Raw genomic sequence first — 15404 nt, forward strand, 5'->3', positions numbered from 1 at the left:
CCGCAATTCGTAAGGAGCAACCGAAACCATGGCGGTTTCCGTAACCCTTCCGGCGCTCGGCGAGAGCGTCACCGAGGGCACTGTCACCCGCTGGCTGAAGGCCGAGGGTGAGCGTGTAGAGGCCGACGAGCCCCTGCTCGAGGTGTCGACCGACAAGGTCGACACCGAGATCCCCTCCCCCGCCGCCGGCGTCCTGGCCTCCATCAAGGTCGCCGAGGACGAGACGGTCGAGGTCGGCGCCGAGCTGGCCGTGATCGACGACGGCACCGGCGCCCCCGCGGCCGCCCCGGCCCCCGCCTCCGAGCCCGCCCCGGCCGCCGAGCCGGAGCCGGCCCCGCAGGCCGCCGCCCCGTCCACCGAGCAGGCCGCTCCCGCCCCGGCTCCCACCGCCGAGGCCGCCGCCGGTGCCGGCTCCGCCGAGGGCACGGACGTCGTCCTGCCCGCGCTCGGCGAGTCCGTCACCGAGGGCACCGTCACCCGCTGGCTGAAGTCGGTCGGTGACAGCGTCGAGGCCGACGAGCCCCTGCTCGAGGTCTCCACGGACAAGGTCGACACCGAGATCCCCGCGCCCACCTCCGGCACGCTGCTGGAGATCGTGGTCGGCGAGGACGAGACGGCCGAGGTCGGCGCCAAGCTGGCCGTCATCGGCGCCGCGGGTGCCGCTCCGGCTCCCGCCCCGGCCCCGGCCGCCCCGGCCCCCGCCGCGGCTCCGGCTCCGGCCGCCCCCGCCGCTCCGGCTCCCGCCCCCGCCGCTCCGGCCGCGCCCGCCGCTGCCGCCCCGGCTCCGGCCCAGCCCGCGGCTCCGGCTCCCGCGCCGGCCGCCCCGGCCCCGGTCACCCCGGCTCCGGCCGCTCCGGCCGCCGCCAAGGCGACCGACGAGGGCGCCTACGTCACCCCGCTGGTGCGCAAGCTCGCCGCCGAGAACGGCGTCGACCTGGGCACCGTCAAGGGAACCGGCGTCGGCGGCCGCATCCGCAAGCAGGACGTCATCGCCGCCGCCGAGGCCGCGAAGGCCGCCGCCGCTGCTCCGGCTCCCGCCGCTGCCGCCCCGGCCGCTGCCGCCGCCAAGAAGGCGCCGTCCCTGGAGGCCTCCCCCCTCCGTGGCCAGACCGTCAAGATGCCGCGCATCCGCAAGGTCATCGGCGACAACATGGTCAAGGCGCTGCACGAGCAGGCGCAGCTGTCCTCGGTCGTCGAGGTCGACGTCACGCGTCTGATGAAGCTGCGCGCCCGGGCCAAGGACGCGTTCGCGGCCCGTGAGGGCGTCAAGCTCTCCCCGATGCCGTTCTTCGTCAAGGCCGCGGCCCAGGCGCTGAAGGCGCACGCGCCGATCAACGCCAAGATCAACGAGGCCGAGGGCACGATCACCTACTTCGACACCGAGAACGTCGGTATCGCGGTGGACTCCGAGAAGGGCCTGATGACCCCGGTCATCAAGCACGCCGGTGACCTCAACATCGCCGGTATCGCCAAGGCGACGGCCGACCTGGCCGGCAAGGTCCGCGCCAACAAGATCACGCCGGACGAGCTGTCCGGCGCGACCTTCACCATCTCCAACACCGGTTCGCGCGGTGCGCTCTTCGACACGATCATCGTGCCGCCGGGCCAGGTCGCGATCCTCGGCATCGGTGCGACGGTCAAGCGCCCTGCCGTCATCGAGACGGAGGAGGGCACGGTCATCGGCGTTCGCGACATGACCTACCTGACCCTCTCCTACGACCACCGCCTGGTCGACGGCGCCGACGCGGCCCGTTACCTGACGGCGGTCAAGGCGATCCTGGAGGCGGGCGAGTTCGAGGTCGAGCTCGGCCTGTAAGCAACACCAGGGCTTGACGCTGCACGACGCCCCGTCCGGAACTTCTCCGGGCGGGGCGTCATTTTTTGGGGCGCCTGACAGATCGGTGTGCGGGGTTGTCGGCGGCTGCAGGTAGTCGTTGGCTGGTCGCGCCGTTCCCCGCGCCCCTTGAGGCAGGTGCAGCGGACCCACCTCAGGGGCGCGGGGAACGGCGCGAGCAACCACGAACCACCCGCACCCGCCCACCGACGCCCCGGACCGAGCTCTCAGGCGCCCACCCCCAATCCCCCGTGTAAGTCTCGTCTCACCTGCACCAAAGCACCCCCGTCGGCCCACCCAGCGGAGCGCTACGGCCGTATTGTCTAAACGTCAACGCGCCCTAAGGAGCCCTCATGACCGCCCCCGTCATCCACTCGCTGCGCGAACAGATCCGCGAGCACATCCTGGAGGGGATCATCAGCGGGCGCTGGCAGCCGGGCGAGCGAATCGTGGAGCGGCGGATCGCCACCGAGCTGGAGGTCAGCCAGACGCCGGTTCGAGAGGCGCTGCGCGAGCTGGAGTCCCTGCGCCTGATCGAGTCCGCGCCGAACAAGGGCGTGCGCGTCCGCAGCCTGACGGCCGCCGACCTGGAGGAGAGCTACCCGGTCCGGGCCGGCCTGGAGGCCATCGCCGCCGAGCTCGCGGCCGACCGCCTCGCCGAGGACTGCTCCGCCCTGGACCCGCATGTCACCGCCCTGTACGACGCCGACCGCAACTCCGACGGCACGGCCCAGGTCCGGCACACCGTCGCCTTCCACCGCGAGCTGGTCCGCGCCGCCGGCAACTCGGTGCTGCTGCATACCTGGGAGGGCCTCGGCATCGAGGTGTTCACGGCGCTGTCCATCCGGTGGCTGGGAACCGTGCAGCAGTCCTACGCGGAGGAACACGCGGAACTGGTGGCAGCGTTCAAGCGCCGCGACCCCCGCATCGCCGACCTGGTCAAGAGTCACGTCCTCGGCTGCGCACCCCGGGCCTGACAGGCGCCCTGAAGGGGGCGCGGCGCTGCGTCGATATGCGGCTCCGCCGCATGGGCGCGATCAGCCCCCGCCGACCGCACCGCCAGACTGCGGACTGCGGACTGCGGACTACGGACTACGGACTACGGACTACGGACTACGGACTTCCCGAGCTCATCCGCGCTCACCCCTCCTCACCTGCGCAAATCACCGACGGAGCGGTCACCCCGTGCCACTGCCGGAGGCACCCCGTGCCGACTTTCTCGTGATCAAGAGGTTTTCGCCCACAACCCTTTGATCGATCATCGATCAGAGAGTTATTGTCGCCGACGGACCTCCACCGAGGTCTTCGCCCTGTCCTGCCAAAGACAAAGGGCACCCCGAACCCTTACCGATGAGGGAACCCCCTTCGACTGAGGAAGGCGGCGACATGACCGACCCCAACGCCATCCAGCCGAGCGCGCTCGACCAGCTCCCGGACCGTGACCCGGAGGAGACGGCCGAATGGCAGGCCTCCCTGGACGCTGTCGCCAAGGCAGCCGGTCCGCACCGCGCCGCATACCTGATGCGCCGCACGCTGGAGAGGGCCGAGGGCACCGGCATCGCGCTGCCCAAGCTCCTCGAGACCGACTACGTCAACACCATCCCGACCTCCGCCGAGCCCGCCGTACCCGGTGACGAGGCGATGGAGTCCCGTATCACCGCGTGGAACCGCTGGAACGCGGCCGCCATGGTGACCCGGGGCAGCAAACACGGCGTCGGCGGCCACATCGCCACCTTCGCCTCCGCGGCCTGGCTCTACGAGACCGGCTTCAACCACTTCTTCAAGGGCAAGGAGGGGGACGGCTCCGGCGACCAGCTGTACATCCAGGGCCACGCCTCCCCCGGCATCTACGCCCGCGCCTTCCTCGACGGCCGCCTCACCGAGCAGCACCTCGACAACTTCCGTCAGGAGGCCGGCGGCAACGGCCTGCCGTCCTACCCGCACCCCCGCCGTCTTCCCTGGCTGTGGGAGTTCCCGACGGTGAGCATGGGCCTCGGCCCGCTCTCCGCCATCTACCAGGCGCGCTTCAACCGCTATCTGACGGCGCGCGGCATCAAGGACGTCTCGAACTCGCACGTCTGGGCGTTCCTCGGCGACGGCGAGATGGACGAGCCGGAGTCCACGGCGGCACTCGCGCTCGCCTCCCGCGAGGGCCTGGACAACCTGACCTTCGTCATCAACTGCAACCTCCAGCGCCTCGACGGCCCGGTCCGCGCCAACTTCAAGATCGTGCAGGAGCTGGAGGCCCAGTTCCGCGGCGCCGGCTGGAACGTCGTGAAGTCGCTGTGGGGCACGGCCTGGGACGAGCTGTTCCAGCTCGACACCACCGGCGCGCTGGTACGCCGGCTGCGCGAGGTACCCGACGCGCAGGTGCAGACGTACCAGACCCGTGACGCCGCCTACATCCGCCAGGACTTCTTCGGGGCCGACCCCGCGCTGGCCGAGATGGCGAAGCTGCTCAGCGACGACAAGATCCTTGAGTGCTTCCACCTCTCCCGCGGCGGCCACGAGGCCCGCAAGGTCTTCGCCGCGTACAAGGCGGCCCTGGAGTTCAAGGGCGCGCCGACCGTGATCCTGGCCCAGACGGTCAAGGGCTTCACCCTCGGCGAGGGCTTCGCGTCGAAGAACGCCAACCACCAGATGAAGAAGCTGACGGTGGACGAGTTCAAGGCGATGCGTGACCTGCTGGAGCTGCCGATCAAGGACAGCGACTTCGTCGACGGGGTCGTCCCCTACGGCCACCCCGGAGCCGACTCCCCCGAGGTCCGCTACCTCCAGGAGCGCCGCGCGGCCCTCGGCGGCCCGGCCCCGGCCCGCCGCGTGCACCCGCTGGCCCCGCTGCCGGCCCCCGCCGAGAAGGCGTTCGCGTCCTTCGACAAGGGCTCGGGTTCGCAGAACGTGGCGACCACGATGGCCTTCGTCCGCCTGATCAAGGACCTGGTCCGCGACAAGGAGACCGGCAAGCGCTGGGTGCCGATCGTCCCCGACGAGGCGCGCACCTTCGGCATGGAGTCGCTCTTCCCGTCCCTCGGCATCTACTCCCCCAAGGGCCAGACGTACGAGCCGGTCGACCGCGACCAGCTGATGTACTACAAGGAGGCCAAGAACGGCCAGATCCTCAACGAGGGGATCACCGAGGCCGGTTCGATGGCCGACTTCATCGCCGCGTCCACCGCGTACTCCACGCACGGTGAGGCGATGATCCCGTTCTACATCTTCTACTCGATGTTCGGCTGGCAGCGTACGGCCGACCAGATGTGGCAGCTCGGCGACCAGCTGGGCCGCGGCTTCCTGGTGGGCGCGACGGCGGGCCGTACGACGCTGACGGGCGAGGGCCTCCAGCACGCCGACGGCCACTCCCCGGTCATCGCCGCCACCAACCCGGCGGCGCTGACGTACGACCCGGCGTTCGCGTACGAGGTCGCGACGATCGTCAAGGACGGTCTGCGCCGGATGTACGGCGAGGCGGCCCCGGGTGAGGACCCGAACGTCTTCTACTACCTGACGGTCTACAACGAGCCGCTCCCGCAGCCGGCGAAGCCCTCGGGCCTCGGCATCGACGAGGGCATCGTCAAGGGCCTGTACCGCTTCAACACGGCGGAGTCGGCCGAGCTGTCCCCGGTGGCCAACGCCCCGCGGATCCAGCTGCTGGGCTCCGGTACGGCGATCCACTGGGTGCTGGCGGCGCAGAAGCTGCTCGCCGAGGAGTGGGGTGTGGCGGCCGACGTGTGGTCCGCGACGTCCTGGACGGAGCTGCGGCGGGACGCCCTGGAGGCGGACGCGGCGCTGCTCCGTGGCGAGGAGCGGGTGCCGTACGTCCGTCAGGCGCTGCAGGGTGCCGAGGGTCCGGTGCTGGCGGTCTCCGACTACATGCGCCAGGTGCCCGACCAGATCGCGCAGTGGGTCGAGCAGGACTACTCCTCGCTGGGCGCGGACGGCTTCGGTCTCTCCGACACCCGGGAGGCGGCCCGCCGCCACTTCGGCGTCGACGCCCAGTCGATCGTCGTCGCGGCCCTGGCCCAGCTGGCGAAGCGGGGCGAGGTCAAGGCGACGGCGGTCAAGGAGGCCCGGGAGAAGTACGGCCTGTAGGCCGGGCTTTCCTTCGCCCCCGCCGCCCCTACCCGTCCCATCCTCCTGGGGCTCCGCCCCAGACCCCGCTCCTCAAACGCCGGAGGGGCTGAGTACTTCAGCCCGTCCGGCGTTTCGAGAACGAGGCCCCGACCGTCCCGAACCCCCACCCACCCGGAGGGGGCGACGGCGGGAAGGCTGGGTTTTCCAGCCCGTCCGGCGTCTGAGGACGAGGCCATCACCGTCCCGACCCCCCACCCACCCGCAGAGGGCTACGCCGGGAGGGCTGGGCTTTTCAGCCCGTCCGGCGTCTGAGGACGAGGTCCGAAGGACCGACGGCGGGGGTCTGGGGGCGCAGCCCCCAGGGGCGGGAATGGGTAGGGGCGGCGGGGGCGGGATCATCGCCGGGTAGGACCGGCATCATGGGCGCATGCGTGCTGCCCGGCTCATCAAGATGGTGCTGTTGCTCCAGTCCCGGCCCTCCATGACGGCCGCCGAACTCGCGCGTGAGCTGGAGGTGTCCGAGCGCACGGTCACGCGGGACGCGCAGGCGCTGTCGGAGGCGGGGGTCCCGGTGTACGCCGACCGTGGCCGGGCCGGCGGTTACCGGCTCATCGGGGGATACCGGACCCGCCTGACGGGCCTCGGCCGGAGCGAGGCCGAGGCGTTGTTCCTCAGCGGCGTCCCGGGCGCACTGCGCGAGATGGGCCTGGAGGACGCCGCGTCCGCCGCCCGGCTGAAGGTGTCCGCGGCCCTCATGCCCTCCCTGCGCGACGCCTCCCGTTCCGCCGCCCAGCGGTTCCACCTGGACGCCCCGAACTGGTTCAAGGAACCGAAGACCCCCGACCTGCTGCCGGCCGTCGCGGACGCGGTGTGGGACGACCGCCGGATCGTGGCCCGGTACCGGCGCGGGGAGAACGAGGTCGAGCGGGAGCTGGAGCCGTACGGGCTCGTGCTGAAGGCGGGGGTCTGGTATTTGTGCGCCCGGGTCGCGGGAGACGGCGGACTCAGCGGTCACGGCTCGTACCGGGTGTACCGCATCGACCGCTTCACGGCAGTCGACCCCGGTGACACGCGGTCCGAGCGGTTCGAACGGGACGAGGAGTTCGATCTGCCGGGTTTCTGGGACGAGCGGGCCGAGCAGTTCGCGCGGTCCCTGCTGCGGGCCGAGGTCGTGGTGCGGGTGTCGCCGGGCGGGGTGCGCCGGTTGCCGTACGCCGTCGATCCGCACTCCGCGCGGGAGGCGCTGCGGGCGGCGGGCGCCCCGGACGGGGACGGCTGGGTGACACTGAGGCTCCCGGTGGAGTCCGAGGAGGTCGCGCACACCCAGCTCGCGGCACTCGGCCCGGAGGTCGAGGTACTGGCACCGGAGGAACTGCGGGAGCGTTTCGCGAGGGACGCGGCACGGCTGGCCGCGCTGTACGGCTCGTGAAGGGCAGATGCGGTACGCCGATAACAATCCGCCCCACTCCACGTGCGTCGCACCCCCACAGGGCCGATGCTTGACCCGTGATGGACGAGACGGAGTTCTGGGAGCTGGTGGACGGCGCCCGTGAGGCGGCCGAGGGCGACCCCGAGGAGCAGGCCGACCTGCTCGTGGACCGGCTGCTCCAGCAGGACCCGGACGCGGTGCTCGACTTCGCCCGTCACTTCGAGGCCCGCTACAACCGCGCGTACACCTGGGATCTGTGGGGCGCCGCCTGGGTTCTGCTGGACGGGGCCAGCGACGACGCGTTCGACTTCTTCCGGTGCTGGCTGATCGGCCAGGGCCGCGAGGTGTACGAGGGCGGTGTGCACGACCCGGACTCGCTCGCCGACCTGCTGGACGACTTCGACGAGGAGTTCGACGGCGACGCGGAGGAACTCGGCTACGCCGCGGACGAGGCGTACGAACAGCTCACCGGCACCGTCGCCCCCGACCTGGGCATCCCGCCCGCCCCCGCGGAACCGGAGGGCACACCGGTCGACTTCGAGAACGAACAGGCGCTGGCGGAGCGGTATCCCAAGCTGTGGGAACGGTTCAAGGACTGAACCGAGCCGTCGCGGCTCAGACCGCGGCGCGCCTGCGGCTCAGGTCGGACGGGATGTAGGCCTGCGTCTGCTCGGCCTTGACGGCGTGGTGCATCGGCGCGTTGTTGGCCTGGCCGAGCGCGGACGCCGTGACGGCGGCCGGCCCAAGGACGACGGACACGACCGCGCAGACGACGGTCCAGACGCGCTTGCCGCTCCTGCTGTCGCTGTACCTGTTGCTCATGGTCCCCGCCTCCGGTCAGTGCGTGTGCATGACGACAGGAAGGACGATAGGGAGGCTGTCTCGGGGGGATCCTTGAGCCGACTACGAGAAACCTGTGAGCCCGGGGCTCCCCGGCCCTGCCTGGTGACCGACGTCACCGGGCAGGCCGGGAACGTTCACACCCCGTCTCTTGACCGGTTCCGTGAGCTCCGGCTTAGGGTGGCCGCCCCCGACCAGGAGCAACCTGCCCATGACCAGCCTGTTCGTGCGGGAGATACCGCGCGCGGAGCACCTCGCCCGGCTGCGGCGGTATCCCGACGCGAGCCATCTCCAGATCCCCGAGTGGGGCGATGTGAAGCCCGACTGGCTGCCGGAGAGCATCGGCTGGTTCGAGGACTGCGAACTGGTCGCGACGGCGCTCGTCCTGTACCGGCCGTTGCCCGGGACCCGGCGCTTCCTGGCCTACCTGCCCGACGGCCCCGCGATCGACTGGCGTACGCCGCGTCTGGAGCGCTGGCTGGACCCGCTGGTCGCCCACCTGAAGAAGATCGGGGCGTTCTCGGTCCGGATCGGCCCGCCCCTCGTCGTACGTCACTGGGACGCGGCGACCGTGGCGGAGGGCATCGCCGACCCCGACGTACGTCATCTGCGCGAGCTGCCGCCGGACGGCATCGACGGCTACGCGCTGGACGTCGCGGAGCGGCTGGGGCGGCTCGGGTGGCGGCGGTGCGAGGAGGACGACGGGAGCGGCTTCGGCGTCGGGCAGCCGCGTTACGGCTGTGAGATCCCGTTGGCGGGGCGCCCGGTGGACGAACTGCGCGGGGCCCTCGCGCCGCACTGGGAACAGTCCCTGCGTACGGCCGAGGCGGCGGGCGTCCGTGTCTCCTGGGGCTCGGCCGCCGACCTGCCCGAGTTCCACCGCCTCTACACCGTGACCGCCGCCCGCGACGGTTTCAAGGCCCGCCCGCTGGACTACTTCCGGCGTATGTGGGCGGCCCTGAACGCCGAGGACGACGACCGGCTGCGGCTCTACGTCGCCGAGTACGACGGCGAGGTGCTCTCCGCGGCACTCATGATCAGCGTCGGCTCCCGCGTGTGGCACTCCTATGCCGCGTCCGGCCGCCGGGGCCGCGAACTCCGCCCCAGCAGCGCGTTGTTGTGGCGGATGCTGGGCGACGCGCGAGCCGCGGGCGCCAAGACGTACGACCTGCGCTCCATCACTCCCGTCCTCACCGAGGACCGCCTGCGCGGCCGGCTCCTGTTCAAGACGGGTGCGGGCGGCCGTGCGGTGGAGCAGCTCGGGGAGTGGGAGCTGCCGGTGGGGAGCCAGGGGAAAGTGCTTCAGCGGGCGTTGGGGGTCTATCTGGGGCGGCGGTGACGCGGAATGCCTTCCCCAAGGCTTCGCCGAACTCGGCGGGGTGAGTGGTCAGGCCCGTGTGCCCGCCGGGGAAGTGCAGGAGATGCGTGCCGAGGCGCTCGGCGAGGAAGGCGGCCGGACGGTAGGGCAGTTCGCCGCGCGAGTCCTGGCCGCAGGCGAGCACCAGCCGGTGCGACAGCGCCTCCAACCGCCGGAGGTCCGGGGCGTAGGACATGAAGCTCGGCACGATCCGCCCGACGAAGTACGGCAGGTCCGCCATCGTCCGCTCGGCCCGCGCCGCCGCCTGCGGCGGAAGCCTGGCTCCGGCCGTCGGCCCGGTGGTGCCGCCGTCCTTCGTCAGCCCTGCGGCGAACACGGTCATCGCCGGCATGAGCCCCTGGGTGCGGAAGGTCTCCTGCACGCGCGCGACGAGGGCGCGATGTTCGGCCGCGTCCGGAAGGACCTCCACCACCGGCGGTTCATGCGCCACGACGCGTTCGACGCGTTCCGGACGAACCGTGAGCAGGTGCAGCGCGGCGATGGCGCCCGAGCTGGCGCCGAACACCCGGGCGGGCTCCCGGGGCGACAGCAGTTCCAGTATCCGGAACGCGTCGTCGGCGTGTTCGGACACCCGCTGCTCGGCCTCGGGGTCGTCCAGCACGCTTCGGCACATGCCGCGCGGGTCGTAGGTCGCGACCGTGTATTCGGCGGCAAGGCCGTCGGCGATGCCGTCGAAGGCGGCCGAGCCGCCCGTTCCACCGGGGATCAGCAGCAGAAGTGGCCCTTGGCCGCGCACTTCATAGTGCAGGGTCGCTCCGGGCACACGCAGGGTGCCTGCGGTGGGGGTGGGCATCGTGAGACTCCTTGTCGGCGCGCGCAGCATCGTTCCTAGGACCTCTAGGTTATACCTAGAGGTCCTAGGTTCGACGTTCGGGAGACGGACGGCGCCTCGCGGTCACCCTCTGCCCTGCAGCCGGGCCGCTGTCTCCCTGATCTCCGGGAGGCGGGCGGCGAGGGCCGCGCCGGGGCAGCTCGTCATGTAGCCCTCGTTGTGACCGGCGACCGCCGGGAGTGCGGCGTGGGCGCCGGAGGCGTAGCGGCTCTGGCTGTTGCTGGAGGTCAGCCGGACCTTCGCGCGCGGGTCCGTGTCGGAGATCCCCAGCTTCCACGCGGCCAGCGCGGCGATCGAGTCGGTCATGGCCTTCGGCACCGGCACCCCGGCCGTGAAGGTGCCGATGGCGGCGATGCCGGTGGTGCGGTGGTTGAAGCCCTGGGTGTGGGCGCCGGTGACCGGCCGGTCGATGCCCCCCGCGCGGCCCTCGTAGATGGTGCCGCAGCGGTCGACGAGGAAGTTGTAGCCGATGTCGTCCCAGTCGCGGGACCCGGTCTGGCCCGCGTACACGTACCGGATGATGCGGGGTACGTCGGCGCAGTCGTAGCCGTTGGGCGAGTCCGTGTGGTGGACGAAGACGGCGACGACCCTGTCGTCATAGCGCGGTGGCGGCTGGGCACGCCGGGTGTCGTCGTCCAGCCAGGCCGACCTCGGCACGATGGGCGGCCGGGGTGCCAGGTGCGAGGCGGCGGGGCGCGCCGCGACCGGCCGCGCGGACGCCGCGACGAGGCGCTCGACCCCGCTCGCGCACAACGCCAGCGCGAGAACGGCGGCGAGGCCGGGCAGGCAGCCGAGCAGCACGAGCAGAGCGGGCGGAACACTCCACTCCGGCGTGGCCCGCGACCGGCCCCGGGCCTGCCACCCGGCGCCGGGCCGGAGCCATCTCCGGTCCTGCGCCTGGGCTCGGGACAGCCGTCGGGCCCGGGCATGCCAACGGGCGCGGGGCCGTTGCCGACGCCGAGGTCGGGGCCGGGAGCAGGGACGAGGGCGGACGCGGGGGCGGGTAGGGGGCCGCTGCGAGGCACCGGGCGTAGGCCCGGCCCACCCCTCCGGCACGACCTGCTCCGCTGCCCCGCCCGACTCCTCCCGCCGACCTGTCCGCCCACCCTCGGCCGCCCCTCCCCGCGCAGGCGCCCACCCGGCCCCCCGACCCGGCACAGCTTGCTCCCCTCCCCCGCTCAGCCGCTCCTCCCGGCCCGTCCGCCCACCCTCGGCCGCCCCTTTCCGCGCAGGCCGCTCATCCGCCCGGCACACCGCGTCCCCGTGCGCACCGTCCTGCGGGGAGGCGACGTCGGGCACGCGCGACGCCCCCTGCCCGCCACTCACGCCCGATCCCAGCGAAAGCTCAGGCCCCGCTCCCGATCCCGGCGGCACGGCCCGCCCGCGCCCACCCACGCCCGATGCCCGAGGCACCTCCCGCCCACCGCGGCCCGCACCCGCCTCGCCGGAAGCTCCCCGCAAGGACCCCCCACCCACCCCCCGGCCCGCGCCCTCATCCGCCGACCGCCCAGCACCGTCGGGAACAGCCGCGCGTCCCCTCAGCGCGACCTCATCCCCCGGCCGCGCCGCCTCCCCCCTCCCCGCGCCGTCATCCCTCGATGACGCAGCCAGAGCACTCCCTGCGGCCTCAGCCCCCGACCGCAGCGGCCCAACCCTCCCCGCAGCCGCATCCCCGGAACGCGCCGGACCACCCTCCCCCGCAGCCGTATCTCCTAGCCGCGCCGGACCGCCCTCCCCCGCAGCCGCATCTCCTAGCCGCGCCGGACCACCCTCCCCCGCAGCCGCATCCCCCGGCCACGCCGGACCGCCCTCCCCCGCAGCCGCATCTCCTGGCCGCGGGGGACCACCCGTCCCCGCCGCCCCATCCCTCCGCACAGCCCACGCCGCCCCCGCGGCCCAAGGTATTCGTACGGCACGTGGTCTTCGTCTCCCCCGCGTTCGCCGGAAGACCCTTCGGGTGACCCGTCGGAAGGCACGCATGGTCCTACTGTCCGACGGATCACGTCCGCCCGCGATGTGTGGTGTGACACGCAGTGGAACCATCGTCCCGATGCGGGGCGTTTCTCCAGGTGAACGCGGCGTGGCCGGTTCCTGGCGGCATGTGTGCGTGTGCTGATCAACGGGCGCCTTACGCGCGTACTAAGGGGTCCGAGAGAAAGGCGGCTCTGTGGACCTGCTCGACATCCTGCTGTTGCTGGTGATCCTGGCCTACGCGGCGTCCGGCTACCGGCGCGGACTGGTGGCGGGATGCGTCTCGCTGGCCGGTTTCGTGGGCGGCGCGGTGATCGGCGTATGGCTCCTGCCGTGGATGATGGACCTGGCCACACCGGGTACGACGCAGGCGACCGTGATCGCCGTGCTCACGGTGCTGGTCCCGGCCGTGGTGGTGCACGAGCTGGCCGGCCGGCTGGCCCTGCGGCTGCGCCGGGAGCTGGACCGGGGGCCGCTCAGGGTGGCCGACGGCGTCGGTGGGGCCGTGGCCAACTCGGTGGCCGTGCTGATCGTGGCCTGGGTGGCGGCGAGTGTCCTCGCCGCGTCCTCCTCCACGGTGCTCAGCTCCGCGATCCGCGACTCCCGACTGCTCGGCACCGTGCAGGACGCCATGCCGGACACGACACCCGCCTGGTTCTCCCGGGCCACCACCGCCCTCACCGAGGCGGGCTTCCCCCAGGTCTTCAACCCGTTCGAGAACGAGTCGACCGCCGAGGTCGCCAAACCCTCCGGCGACAGCGTCACCGCGGCCGCGACGAACGCCGCCAAGCTCAGCACCGTCAAGATCGAGGGCGTCTCGGGCAACCAGGGCCGCGAGGGCAGCGGCTTCGTCTACTCTCCGCAGCACGTGATGACCAACGCCCACGTCGTGGCCGGGATCGACGCACCCAGCGTCCGGGTCGGCGGCGTCGGGCGGTCGTACGAGTCACGCGTGGTGCTCTTCGACCCGCAGCGGGACGTGGCCGTGCTCTACGTGCCCGATCTGCGCGCCCCCGTCCTGGGGTTCGACGACGACGCCACGCGCGGAGACTCGGCGGTCGTGGCGGGCTATCCGGAGGACGGCGATCTCAACCTCCAGGCGGCGACGGTCGCGAACCGGGTGCGGGCGACCGGCCAGAACATCTACAACGACGCGACCGTCACCCGCGAGATCTACTCGATCCGCTCCACCGTCCGTCCCGGCAACTCCGGCGGCCCGCTGCTGACCACCGACGGCAAGGTGTTCGGCGTCGTCTTCGCCCGTTCCACCTCCGACGTCGAGACGGGCTACGTCCTGACGGCGGCCGAGGTCGCCTCCGACGCGAAGCGGGCGGCGAACGCGACGGCGCCGGTGGACACGGGCGACCTCGTCACCTCCTGAGGCGCTTGCCTCACCCACGCATCCGCGGTCCGTCAGAGACCGCGCCCCATGAGCACGTCGTCCACATACGCCCCGTCCAGGAAGAACTCCTCGGGCAGTACCCCCTCCACCACGAACCCCTCGGACTCGTACAGCTTGCGGGCCGGTGTGTTGTGGCCGAGGACGCGCAGGGTGAGCCGACGAGCGCCCCTGCGGCGGGCCTCCGCGACGGCCGCGCGGATCAGCGTCCGGCCGACGCCACGGCCACGGACCTGGTCGGCGACGGCCAGGCCCTGGATCTGCCGGACGTGCGCGTTGCAGGCGAGCGGAGTGGCAAGGGCCAGCCGGACGTAGCCGACGATGCGCCGGTCGAGCTCCGCGACCAGATGGTCCTCGGGGGCGTGCCGCTCGTCGAAGAACGGCCGGTACGGCGGCCGCGGTCGGGGCATGACCGCGTGCAGCGGCGACCAGGTGACCCGGTCGAGGTGCGCGAGCTCCTCCTCGTCGTCGGGCAGGGCGGCGCGTATACGGGGTACGTACGAATCGGACATGCGCGTCACCCTACGACCGGGATCCGGGGAGCCGACCGGGACTTTATGCGGTCAGAGACAGGATGAGGTTATGGAACTTTCAAGAATCGCGGTGGCCGGCTCCTCCGGACTGATCGGAGGCGCCCTGGTGCGATCGCTGGTCGCGGACGGGCACGAGGTGGTACGGCTGGTGCGGCGCGCGCCCCGTTCGGCGGACGAGGTGCGATGGGATCCCGAGCGAAAGTACGTGGACGTGGCCGGGCTCGCCGGGTGTGACGCCGTGGTCAATCTCGCCGGCGCGAACGTGGGCTCGCGACGCTGGACGGAGGCGTACAAGGCGAGGCTCCGGAGCGGCCGGGTGCAGGGTACGGCGGCGCTCGCGGAGGCGATGGCCTCGCTGGACAAGCCGCCGCGGGTCTTCGTGAACGGCAGCGCGATCGGCTACTACGGCGAGACCGGCGAGCGGACCGTCGACGAGAGCGCGCCGCCCGGGGAGGGCTTCCTGCCCTCGCTGGTCGTGGACTGGGAGGGCGCGGCGGCGCCCGCGCAGGCGGCCGGCGTGCGGACGGTGTTCCCCCGCACGGGGCTGGTGGTGGCCCGGCGGGGCGGGGCCTGGGGGCGGCTGTTCCCGCTGTTCAAGGCCGGGTTGGGCGGCCGCATGGGCGACGGGCGGCAGTACTGGTCGTTCGTCTCGCTGCACGACGAGGTCGCCGCGATCCGGCATCTGATCGACACCGACGGCCTGTCGGGGCCCTTCAACGTGACCGCACCGCGGCCGCTGACGAACCGTGAGATCACCGAGGTCATGGGCCGCGTACTGAACCGCCCGACCCTCTTCGCGGTCCCGGCCCCCGTACTGCGCACGGTCCTCGGCGAGATGGCCGGGGATGTACTGGGCAGCCAACGGGTCCTCCCGAAGCGCCTGCTGGAGTCGGGCTTCACCTTCGCGTTCCCGGACATCGAGGGGGCGATCCGGGCGGCCGTCGGGTAGCGGAGAGGGGGCTCCCGCGGCAATCGCGGAGTACCGCCCGAACAGGGGCGGACGTCCGTATGCGACCGTCGTGCGACCGTGCTCTGTCCATGCGCGACTGTTTCCGACCAGTCACGGCCCTAACCTCGTCCCGAACTCGGGTATCTCCGACGCCTGTTGGGGGCATGA

Annotated in this window: 12 protein-coding genes; 8 read left to right on the forward strand and 4 right to left on the reverse strand. The window is 72.3% G+C overall.

Annotated features, from left to right (window positions below):
- The first annotated feature begins 28 nt into the window (after window positions 1–28).
- From sucB to ACZ4UU_RS02625, 5 genes are all read left to right on the forward strand, one after another.
- Window positions 29–1816: a 2-oxoglutarate dehydrogenase, E2 component, dihydrolipoamide succinyltransferase gene (gene sucB, locus ACZ4UU_RS02605; RefSeq protein ID WP_468036071.1), complete on the forward strand. Its 1788-nt coding sequence runs from the start codon at window positions 29–31 to the stop codon at window positions 1814–1816.
- A 371-nt stretch (window positions 1817–2187) separates the two neighbouring features.
- Entirely contained in the window at window positions 2188–2811 is a 624-nt protein-coding gene (locus tag ACZ4UU_RS02610; protein ID WP_468036072.1) for a GntR family transcriptional regulator, read from the forward strand.
- Between the two features lie 409 nt (window positions 2812–3220).
- Window positions 3221–5923 carry a pyruvate dehydrogenase (acetyl-transferring), homodimeric type gene (gene aceE, locus ACZ4UU_RS02615; RefSeq protein ID WP_468036073.1) on the forward strand — a complete coding sequence of 901 codons (2703 nt, stop codon included), beginning with the start codon at window positions 3221–3223 and terminating at the stop codon, window positions 5921–5923.
- Window positions 5924–6332: 409 nt separating this feature from the next.
- A complete protein-coding gene (locus ACZ4UU_RS02620; protein ID WP_468036074.1) occupies window positions 6333–7334 on the forward strand; it encodes a helix-turn-helix transcriptional regulator in 1002 nt (333 codons plus the stop codon).
- An 80-nt stretch (window positions 7335–7414) separates the two neighbouring features.
- Window positions 7415–7933: a DUF4240 domain-containing protein gene (locus tag ACZ4UU_RS02625; RefSeq protein ID WP_468036403.1), complete on the forward strand. Its 519-nt coding sequence runs from the start codon at window positions 7415–7417 to the stop codon at window positions 7931–7933.
- Window positions 7934–7949: 16 nt separating this feature from the next.
- Here the strand turns inward: ACZ4UU_RS02625 and ACZ4UU_RS02630 are convergent, their stop codons facing one another.
- Window positions 7950–8156, reverse strand: coding sequence for a hypothetical protein (locus ACZ4UU_RS02630; RefSeq protein ID WP_468036075.1), 207 nt, complete (start codon window positions 8154–8156; stop codon window positions 7950–7952).
- A 229-nt stretch (window positions 8157–8385) separates the two neighbouring features.
- Here ACZ4UU_RS02630 and ACZ4UU_RS02635 point away from each other — a divergent pair, with 229 nt between their 5' ends.
- Window positions 8386–9513 carry a lipid II:glycine glycyltransferase FemX gene (locus ACZ4UU_RS02635; RefSeq protein ID WP_468036076.1) on the forward strand — a complete coding sequence of 376 codons (1128 nt, stop codon included), beginning with the start codon at window positions 8386–8388 and terminating at the stop codon, window positions 9511–9513.
- Here the strand turns inward: ACZ4UU_RS02635 and ACZ4UU_RS02640 are convergent.
- Entirely contained in the window at window positions 9398–10345 is a 948-nt protein-coding gene (locus ACZ4UU_RS02640; protein WP_468036077.1) for an alpha/beta fold hydrolase, read from the reverse strand. The two genes, ACZ4UU_RS02635 and ACZ4UU_RS02640, sit on opposite strands and share 116 nt — an antisense overlap.
- A gap of 102 nt (window positions 10346–10447) precedes the next feature.
- Window positions 10448–11191 (reverse strand): peptidoglycan recognition protein family protein, encoded by a 744-nt coding sequence (locus tag ACZ4UU_RS02645; protein ID WP_468036404.1) that lies wholly within the window; start codon window positions 11189–11191, stop codon window positions 10448–10450.
- 1360 nt (window positions 11192–12551) lie between these two features.
- On the opposite strand from ACZ4UU_RS02645, the gene ACZ4UU_RS02650 reads away from it, so the two are divergent.
- Complete coding sequence (locus ACZ4UU_RS02650; RefSeq protein ID WP_468036078.1) at window positions 12552–13736, forward strand: MarP family serine protease; 1185 nt, start codon at window positions 12552–12554, stop codon at window positions 13734–13736.
- A gap of 32 nt (window positions 13737–13768) precedes the next feature.
- Here ACZ4UU_RS02650 and ACZ4UU_RS02655 read toward each other — a convergent pair whose 3' ends face one another.
- Window positions 13769–14266, reverse strand: coding sequence for a GNAT family N-acetyltransferase (locus ACZ4UU_RS02655; protein ID WP_468036079.1), 498 nt, complete (start codon window positions 14264–14266; stop codon window positions 13769–13771).
- 70 nt (window positions 14267–14336) lie between these two features.
- Between ACZ4UU_RS02655 and ACZ4UU_RS02660 the strand changes: the two genes are divergently transcribed.
- A complete protein-coding gene (locus ACZ4UU_RS02660; protein ID WP_468036080.1) occupies window positions 14337–15236 on the forward strand; it encodes a TIGR01777 family oxidoreductase in 900 nt (299 codons plus the stop codon).
- Window positions 15237–15404: the final 168 nt, after the last annotated feature.

It is taken from the genome of Streptomyces sp. NPDC028907, assembly GCF_055564995.1.